The 1,411-nt window shown below is 60.2% G+C and carries 1 protein-coding gene; it reads right to left on the reverse strand.

Translation table 11 applies throughout. The annotated features are described in order from the left end of the window. Window positions 1–43: 43 nt before the first annotated feature. Window positions 44–1,252, reverse strand: coding sequence for a Fic family protein (locus MAMT_RS05150; protein ID WP_142659933.1), 1,209 nt, complete (start codon window positions 1,250–1,252; stop codon window positions 44–46). Between the last annotated feature and the right edge of the window lie 159 nt (window positions 1,253–1,411).

Here is a 1,411-nt window from a genome sequence, read left to right on the forward strand (position 1 = left end):
TCGAGGGCGAGTATGGGTGAGATGGGCAGCCGAAGCTCCCGCACTACTCCTTTGCCACATTCGATCCTGCGGCGGGCAGCGGTTCGGTGCCTTCGTTGAGAATCGCGAGATAGTCCCGGTAGCCGAAAATCCGTCCCCTCCGGCGACCCGTCACCTCAGCGACGACGCCGACCTCCTCCAGAACGGAAAGCGCCGAGTTGACGGTAGGCATGCTCAGTCCCGTCTGCTCGACGAGAAAATGTGCGGTAAGGAAAGGATGGCATTGGAACAATTCGTGAACCCTAAGTGCGGAATTGGCGCGGCGGCTTTCGGCGCCGCTCCGGATCCGTTCCCGGTCCCCACGGAAGAGGTCGACGATCCGTCCAGCCGCACGATACGCCTGATCAGCCGTTTCGGCGACTCCACCGAGGAAGAAGTCGAGCCACTCTTCCCATGCGCCCCGTTCCCGCACCTCCTGGAGAAGACGATAATAGTCGGCCCGATGCGTCTTCAAAAAGAGGCTCAGATAAAGCAACGGCTGGTGCAAGACGCACCGCGCGCAGAGGTAAAGAGTGACCAGTAGGCGGCCGATGCGGCCGTTTCCGTCGAGGAAGGGATGAATCGTCTCGAACTGAACATGGATCAACCCCGCCTTGACGAGAACGGGTAGCCCGGACCCTTCCTCGTGGAGGAATCGCTCCAGCGCATCCAGGCAGGAATCGAGCTCATTCAGTGGCGGCGGAACGAACAAGGCATTTCCGGGGCGAGATCCTCCGATCCAGTTTTGGGAGCGGCGGAACTCCCCCGGGCTCTTGCCCTCGCCCCGACTGTTTCGAAGCAGCCGCTCGTGCAATTCGCGGATGAGTCGAAGCGAAAGCGGCAGATGCTGGAGCCGGTCCAGCCCGTACATGATCGCGTCGACATAGTTTGAGACCTCGCGAATCTCGTCGATCGGCTGCCCGTCGTGAGCCCTGATCTCGAATCGAAGAAGATCGGCGAGCGTCGACTGCGTGCCCTCGATTTGCGAAGATAAAACGGCCTCCTTTCGGACATACATGTAAAGGAAGAGTTCCGGGCGCGGGAGGAGCATGGCGATGCCATCCAGGCGTCCTAGAGCCAGATGGGCCAGGCTGAGCCGCTCCTGCAGCCGAAGAAGGTCGACGGGCGGGTTCGGAGGGAGCGGCGGCGGAAGAAACGCGCGAACGATCTCTCCGCCCGCCGTGATTTCCACGAATCGGCCTAGGCGCTGACTGGGAAGGACGGCGATCGCCATGCGACAAGATGGAAGAAGTTCCTTATTTAATCAAGAGCCATATTACTTAATTAGCTCGATCGCTTAGTTAAATTGGTTACCGTAAGACCGGCTCCGATCCCGATGCGAGGCCGGTTCTGGATCCTGTCTTCCGCTTCCAGGACCCTATCCCCTGTCCGG

It is taken from the genome of Methylacidimicrobium tartarophylax (assembly GCF_902143375.2).
Taxonomy (GTDB): Bacteria; Verrucomicrobiota; Verrucomicrobiia; order Methylacidiphilales; family Methylacidiphilaceae; genus Methylacidimicrobium; species Methylacidimicrobium tartarophylax.